Source organism: Pseudomonas antarctica, assembly GCF_900624995.1.
In the GTDB taxonomy this organism is placed as follows: Bacteria; Pseudomonadota; Gammaproteobacteria; order Pseudomonadales; family Pseudomonadaceae; genus Aquipseudomonas; species Aquipseudomonas antarctica.
On record NZ_UYXQ01000180.1, the window covers coordinates 1 to 5,925 of the forward strand.

The 5,925-nt window shown below is 60.8% G+C and carries 4 protein-coding genes and 2 pseudogenes; 3 read left to right on the forward strand and 3 right to left on the reverse strand.

What is annotated here, in order from left to right; translation table 11 throughout:
• Window positions 1–261 (reverse strand): annotated as a pseudogene (locus tag E0F99_RS28435) (magnesium transporter CorA family protein); the annotation flags it as partial.
• 6 nt (window positions 262–267) lie between these two features.
• The gene (locus E0F99_RS28440) at window positions 268–1,854 is read right to left on the reverse strand and encodes a RimK family protein (protein WP_083358192.1); all 1,587 of its coding nucleotides are present in this window, start codon (window positions 1,852–1,854) and stop codon (window positions 268–270) included.
• A 94-nt stretch (window positions 1,855–1,948) separates the two neighbouring features.
• Here E0F99_RS28440 and E0F99_RS28445 point away from each other — a divergent pair, with 94 nt between their 5' ends.
• Complete coding sequence (locus E0F99_RS28445) at window positions 1,949–3,043, forward strand: GNAT family N-acetyltransferase/peptidase C39 family protein (RefSeq protein WP_083358191.1); 1,095 nt, start codon at window positions 1,949–1,951, stop codon at window positions 3,041–3,043.
• A gap of 4 nt (window positions 3,044–3,047) precedes the next feature.
• Here E0F99_RS28445 and sfnG read toward each other — a convergent pair whose 3' ends face one another.
• Window positions 3,048–4,133: a dimethylsulfone monooxygenase SfnG gene (gene sfnG / locus E0F99_RS28450; RefSeq protein ID WP_083358190.1), complete on the reverse strand. Its 1,086-nt coding sequence runs from the start codon at window positions 4,131–4,133 to the stop codon at window positions 3,048–3,050.
• Window positions 4,134–4,401: 268 nt separating this feature from the next.
• Here sfnG and E0F99_RS28455 point away from each other — a divergent pair, with 268 nt between their 5' ends.
• Window positions 4,402–5,640, forward strand: a complete 1,239-nt coding sequence (locus E0F99_RS28455) for an acyl-CoA dehydrogenase family protein (RefSeq protein WP_083358189.1) — start codon at window positions 4,402–4,404, stop codon at window positions 5,638–5,640.
• A 108-nt stretch (window positions 5,641–5,748) separates the two neighbouring features.
• A pseudogene (locus E0F99_RS28460) lies at window positions 5,749–5,925 on the forward strand (IS256 family transposase); the annotation flags it as partial.

Consider the following 5,925-nt stretch of genomic DNA (forward strand, 5'->3'; position numbering starts at 1 on the left):
CGAAACTTCAAAAACCAGGTTGCCACCGCCGGAATAGTTTTCCGGGCGCTTCCATATCAGGAACAGGTTGTCAGGGGGAAATTCGATGCGTGACACTTCATCCGGGTCCAGCGCCGAGGCCAGGGCATGTTCATCCAGCTTGTGGTGGTCGCGCAGCCACTCACGCTCGGCAAGGTCGGGGTTGTTGAACAGCATGATCGGGGCATCTTCGACCGCCCCACTGCGCAACTTCCCACCGGTCAACTCAAAGCGCTGGATCATCGCGCGTCACCACACCTGGCCTTGGCGTTTCAACTCCAGGCGCCGCACAAACTCCTCCAGCACCAGCGCATACAGGTCGTCTTGCAGGTAGGCGTCTTCGATACCGGCGTCCATATTGGGGTTGTCGTTGACCTCGATTACCACCACCTTGTCGCCGGACTGTTTGAGGTCGACCCCATAGAGGCCGTCGCCGATCAGGTTGGCGGTCTTCACCGCCAGCTCCACCACCGCTTTGGGCGCTTCGTGGACCGCCAGGGTGCGGCATTCGCCGTTGATGTCCTGGCCGATGGCCTTGTGGTTGTAGATCTGCCAATGGCCCTTGGACATGAAGTACTGGCAGGCAAAGATCGGCTTGCGGTTGAGTACGCCGATGCGCCAGTCGTACTCGGTGTAGAAGAACTCCTGGGCCAGCAACAGCACCGAATGTTCGAACAACTCAGCGGTGGCCTTGAGCAACGCCTCCTGGCTTTCCACCTTGATCACGCCCCGGGAGAAACAGCCGTCGGGGATCTTCAATACCAGCGGGAAGCCCAGGCGCTCGCCGACCCGCTCGAAATCTTGCGGTCGCTCCTTGTACAGAATCTCGGTGGCGGGCATGCCCAGTTGGTGGCTGTTGAGCAGGTCGGTGAGGTAGACCTTGTTGGTGCAGCGCAGGATCGACGCCGGGTCGTCCATCACCACCAGGCCTTCGCTTTCGGCCTTTTTGGCGAAGCGGTAAGTGTGGTTGTCGACGCTGGTGGTCTCGCGGATCAGCAAGGCGTCGTATTCTGCGAGGCGCGAATAGTCCTTGCGCTCGATCAGTTCCACATCAATGCCCAGGCCCTTGCCGACCCGCACGAAGTTTTCCAGGGCGCGGGCGTTGGATGGCGGCAGTTGCTCCTGGGGATCGTGCAAAATCGCCAGGTCATAACGGGCCAACCGGCGTGAGCGCGGCTGGCGCCAGATCTTGCGGCTGAAGTTGTCGAGGGCGTGGGCGAACTGGTCTTCCTGGTCGTCGCGCAACTTGTGCAAAACGCCGGACTTGACCCCTTCGATGTGCCAGCCGTTATTCTTGCGAAATTCAACTAACAGAATCGGGCACGGGAAGGTTTCAAATAACTGACGGGCCAACTCCTGCAACGGTTCTATGTTGGTTCGGCCAAAGTAAAGCGTCAGGGTAAAGCCTTCGGTGTTGCTGTAAAGGTGATGACTCAAGGCTTTATCGAGGGTTCTATCCAAGTCATCCAGCGACAAGCCATACAACGACTTCTTGGTCAGTTCGCTGATGGTACGCACCGATGGAATCACCTTGTGCCCACGCGCCTCGGCCAGCAGCGAGCAGTAGTAACCGTGCCCCAGATACTTATAGCTGCGGCACAGGTTGATCACCTGCACACGCTTGCCCGTCTCGTTCTCGCGGGTGTGCTCCAGGTACTCCTGGGCGGTGACGATGTCTTCGCTGGGAAAGTAGGAGGCCCAATCTTCCTTGCGCTCGACAATGATCACGACTTGGCTGGAACCTTTGAGGGGAGGCGAAAAATAACCCTGGGAAGTTATTGTCGCCGCGACTGTTTGCTCGGATACTTCACGCCAATGACTGTGTACCGCCGACATAATATTTGATCCGCTTTAGAGAACTCGACCTTTTCTATTAAGCACGATCTTTTAGAGAAGTCCCGTTTCGTTACGCAACTTTTACGGCGGTCATATGGCTCTTTCCTTTCGCGTTGCAACACCCGCTGACGTGCCCGAATTGGTGGCACTGGAACAGCACTGCTTCACCACCGACCGGCTGTCGCCACGCAGTTTTCAGTGGATGGTCAGCCGCGCCCATGGCCAGTTGCTGGTCGCTGAAAATGACGACGGTTTGCTCGGTTATGCGCTGGTGCTGTTCCATCGCGGTACTTCACTGGCGCGGCTGTATTCCATCGCCATCGCCGAGCACGCACGCGGCATGGGCCTGGGCAAACAGTTGCTCGCGCGCATCGAGGCTTGCGCCGTGGCCCACGATTGCGCCTACCTGCGCCTCGAAGTACGCACCGACAACCCCGGCGCCCTGGCCCTGTATGAGCGCAATGGTTACCGGCGCTTTGCGCTGATCAACGACTACTACGAGGACCACGCCCCGGCCCTGCGCCTGGAAAAACGCATCGTCCAGCACCAGGACGCACGCCCGCAAAGTGTGCCGTATTACCAACAAACCACCGACTTCACCTGTGGCGCCGCGTGCCTGCTGATGGCCATGGGCGCGCTGGTGCCTGCGCGTGTGGCTGGCCGGCGCGAGGAGCTGCAAATCTGGCGTGAAGCGACCACCGTGTTCATGACGGCAGGCCATGGCGGCTGCAGCCCGCAGGGCTTGGCACTGGCGGCCTGGCGCCGGGGCTTTGGCGTGCGTATGCAGGTAAATGTGCGCGGGCCGCTGTTTCTGGACGGCGTGCGCGATCAGCATAAAAAGGACGTCATGCGCTTGGTGCACGAAGCGTTTGAGGAAGAGCTGGCGGGCAGCGACGTTGAGCAGGTGCTCGGCGGCGCGCTGGATTTACCTCAAGTACTGCGTGATGGCGGGCAGCCGCTGGTGCTGATCAGCAGCTACCGGCTGACCCGTTCAAAGTCGCCGCACTGGGTGATGGTCACCGATTGCGACGACGATTTCGTCTACCTGCACGACCCGGATGTGGACCACAGCCAGCACCGCCAGCCCCTGGACTGCCAGCACTTGCCGGTCAGCCATGGGGCGTTCGAACGCATGTGCCGGTTTGGCAACAACAAGCTGCGCGCAGCAGTCGTGCTCTTCACTCGGTGAAGGCTCAGGCCACCTGCTTGATGCCGGCCTTGGCTTCCAGCTTGCGCACCAGCGGCAGTACGCGTTTGCCGAAGTACTCGACTTCCTCCTGGAAGTGCAGGAAGCCCGCCAGCACCAAGTCCACGCCGACGGCCTTGAGCGCAACAATGCGCTCGGCAATCTGCTGCGGTGTGCCGATCAGGTTGGTCTTAAAGCCGTCGTTGTACTGCACCAGGTCTTCAAAGCTGGATTTAGCCCAGTTGCCCTCGCCTTCCGGTGAGGCTTTGCCGGCCTGCTTGGCCGCGTCACCGAAGGCATTCACGGCTTGCGGGTCGGCCTTGTCGATGATCTCGGCAAGCACGGCGCGGGCTTCTTCCTCGGTGTCGCGGGCGATCACAAAGGCGTTCACGCCCACTTTGACCGAATGGTTATTCGCCGCCGCCTTGGCGCGAATGTCATCGACCTGGGCCTTGATGCCTGCCGGCGTGTTGCCATTGGTGAAGTACCAGTCCGACACCCGCGCGGCCATGTCCCGCGCCGCGCGCGAGCTGCCGCCCTGGAAGACTTCCGGCTGGCCCAGTGGCTTGGGTTTGAGGGTGTAGTTGTTGAAGCGATAGAAGTCGCCTTTGAAGGTGAAATCGTCCTGGGTCCAGATGCCTTTCAGCGCGCGGATAAATTCCTCGGAGCGTCGATAACGCTCATCGTGCTCCAGCCAGTGTTCGCCGATGGCCTGGAACTCGCCCTTGAACCAGCCACTGACAATATTCACCGCAATACGGCCGTTGGTGAGTTGGTCGATGGTTGCCAGTTGCTTGGCCGCCAGTGCCGGTTGCCAGGGGCCTGGCAGAATCGCGGCGATCACCTTGAGCGTGGTGGTCGCCGCCAGCAATGCATGGCTGAACGCCACGGACTCGTGTTGGTTTTCGGCGCCGTAACCTGCAGTGAAGCGGATTTGCGTCAGCCCATATTCAAAGCCGGCCGCTTCGGCCAGCTGCGCCAGTTTGCGGTTGTAGTCGATGCCCCAATGGGTGCGTTGTTCGATCTTGCTCACCACCAGCCCACCGCTGACGTTGGGCACCCAATAGGCAAATTTCACGGCTTGCTGACTCATCTGGAAGTACCTCGCACACAGGGATGTACCCCGTGCTTGAGCAGCAAGCGTGCCAGCCCTGTGCAAACGCGCTGGCCCTGCGGGTTGCGGCGACAATCACCGCATGGGAGTGCGTATCCGCGGGTGTCATCGATCATGCTGGTTTGTGGATGTGCTGTTGCTGGTGCAACAGTGGAGGGCAACGCATTCTCTGTAAATACGGGCTGAAGGGCCCGGCACGGACTGTGCAAACACTCCTGGCATTGATCACTGCCAAGGAGCCCTCCCCATGACCGAGCACCACGTCATCAACCCACTGTCCACCGGCGTCGACTACCCCACGTTGGCCGCACGTTTTCGCCCGATCTTCCAGCGCATTGCCGAGGGTGCCGTAGAGCGCGAGCACAGCCGCACCCTGCCCTACGAGCCGATCCAGTGGCTCAAGCAAGCTGGTTTTGGCGCAGTGCGGGTGCCGGTGGCCTACGGCGGCGGCGGCGCGTCGTTGCCACAGCTGTTCGAATTGCTGATTGAACTGGCGGCCGCCGACTCCAATGTGCCGCAGGCCTTGCGCGGGCATTTCGCCTTTGCCGAAGACCGCCTGAATGCGCCACCGGGCGCCGGCCGTGAGCGGTGGTTCAAGCGCTTTGTCGATGGCGATATCGTCGGCTGCGCCTGGACTGAAATCGGCAACGTGGCCATCGGTGATGTGGTCACCCAGGTCAGCCCCGACGGTGGCCAATGGAAGCTCAACGGTGAAAAGTTCTACAGCACCGGCAGTCTTTTCTCCGACTGGATCGACGTGTATGCGCAGCGCAGTGACACCGGTGGAAATGTGATCGCCGCCACCCGCACGCGCCAGCCTGGCGTGGTGCAACGCGACGATTGGGACGGCTTCGGGCAGCGCACCACGGGCAGCGGCACTGCGCGTTTTACCGATGCGGAGGTGGAAGCGGAAAACGTGATCGACTTTGCCACCCGTTTCCAATACCAGACCGCTTTTTACCAGCTGGTGTTGCTGGCAAGCCTGGCCGGGATTGGCCGTGCGGCGCTCAACGATGTGGCGCATCAGGTGCGCAATCGCACGCGCATTTACAGCCATGGCAATGCTGCGCATGTCAGCCAGGATGCGCAGATTCAGCAAGTGGTTGGGGAAGTGGCCGCGCTGGTGTATGCCGCCGAGGCCAGTGCGTTGAAAGCGGCGGTGCCGGCGCAAAGGGCGTACTTGGCGCGCTTTGGTGGGGATGACGTAGCGGAGCGTGAAGCGAATGTGGCGGCCGAGATTGAATCGGCGACGGCGCAGGTGGTGGTGTCGGCGTTGATCCAGCAGGCCACGACCGAGTTGTTCAATGCGCTGGGGGCGTCGGATGTGCGCCAGGGCAAGGCGCTTGACCGGCATTGGCGGAATGCGCGGACGGTGTCGTCGCATAATCCGGTGATCTACAAGGCGCGGATTGTGGGGGATTGGGTGATCAATGGGGCGCAGCCGCCGTTTGTGTGGCAGATCGGAAATGGGCCGGGCAAGGGTTAGGGTTGGTCACGGGTGGGGCTGGGTACATATCCGTTTTCGCGGTAACGGATATGTACGGGACTGTCATAAATTTTGTGTTCGGGCATAACATGTTGAAGAGGTGCATGTATGCCAACCACAAAGAAACCGGCCCGCAGGGCCCAGCGTGACCTTCCAGCCATTCCAAAAGAGCTGATCGACCAGTTCGTCAGCGGCCCGATGAGTGCCGAAGCCATTCAGGATGCGTCGATGGCGTTCAAAAAGGCCTTGATCGAGCGAGCCCTTGGTGCCGAGCTGGGCCACCAC

Coding starts and splice junctions, on each gene's coding strand:
- E0F99_RS28440 (WP_083358192.1), bottom strand. CDS start 1,854: ATGTCGGCGGTACACAGTCATTGGCGTGAAGTATCCGAGCAAACAGTC.
- E0F99_RS28445 (WP_083358191.1), top strand. CDS start 1,949: ATGGCTCTTTCCTTTCGCGTTGCAACACCCGCTGACGTGCCCGAATTG.
- sfnG (WP_083358190.1), bottom strand. CDS start 4,133: ATGAGTCAGCAAGCCGTGAAATTTGCCTATTGGGTGCCCAACGTCAGC.
- E0F99_RS28455 (WP_083358189.1), top strand. CDS start 4,402: ATGACCGAGCACCACGTCATCAACCCACTGTCCACCGGCGTCGACTAC.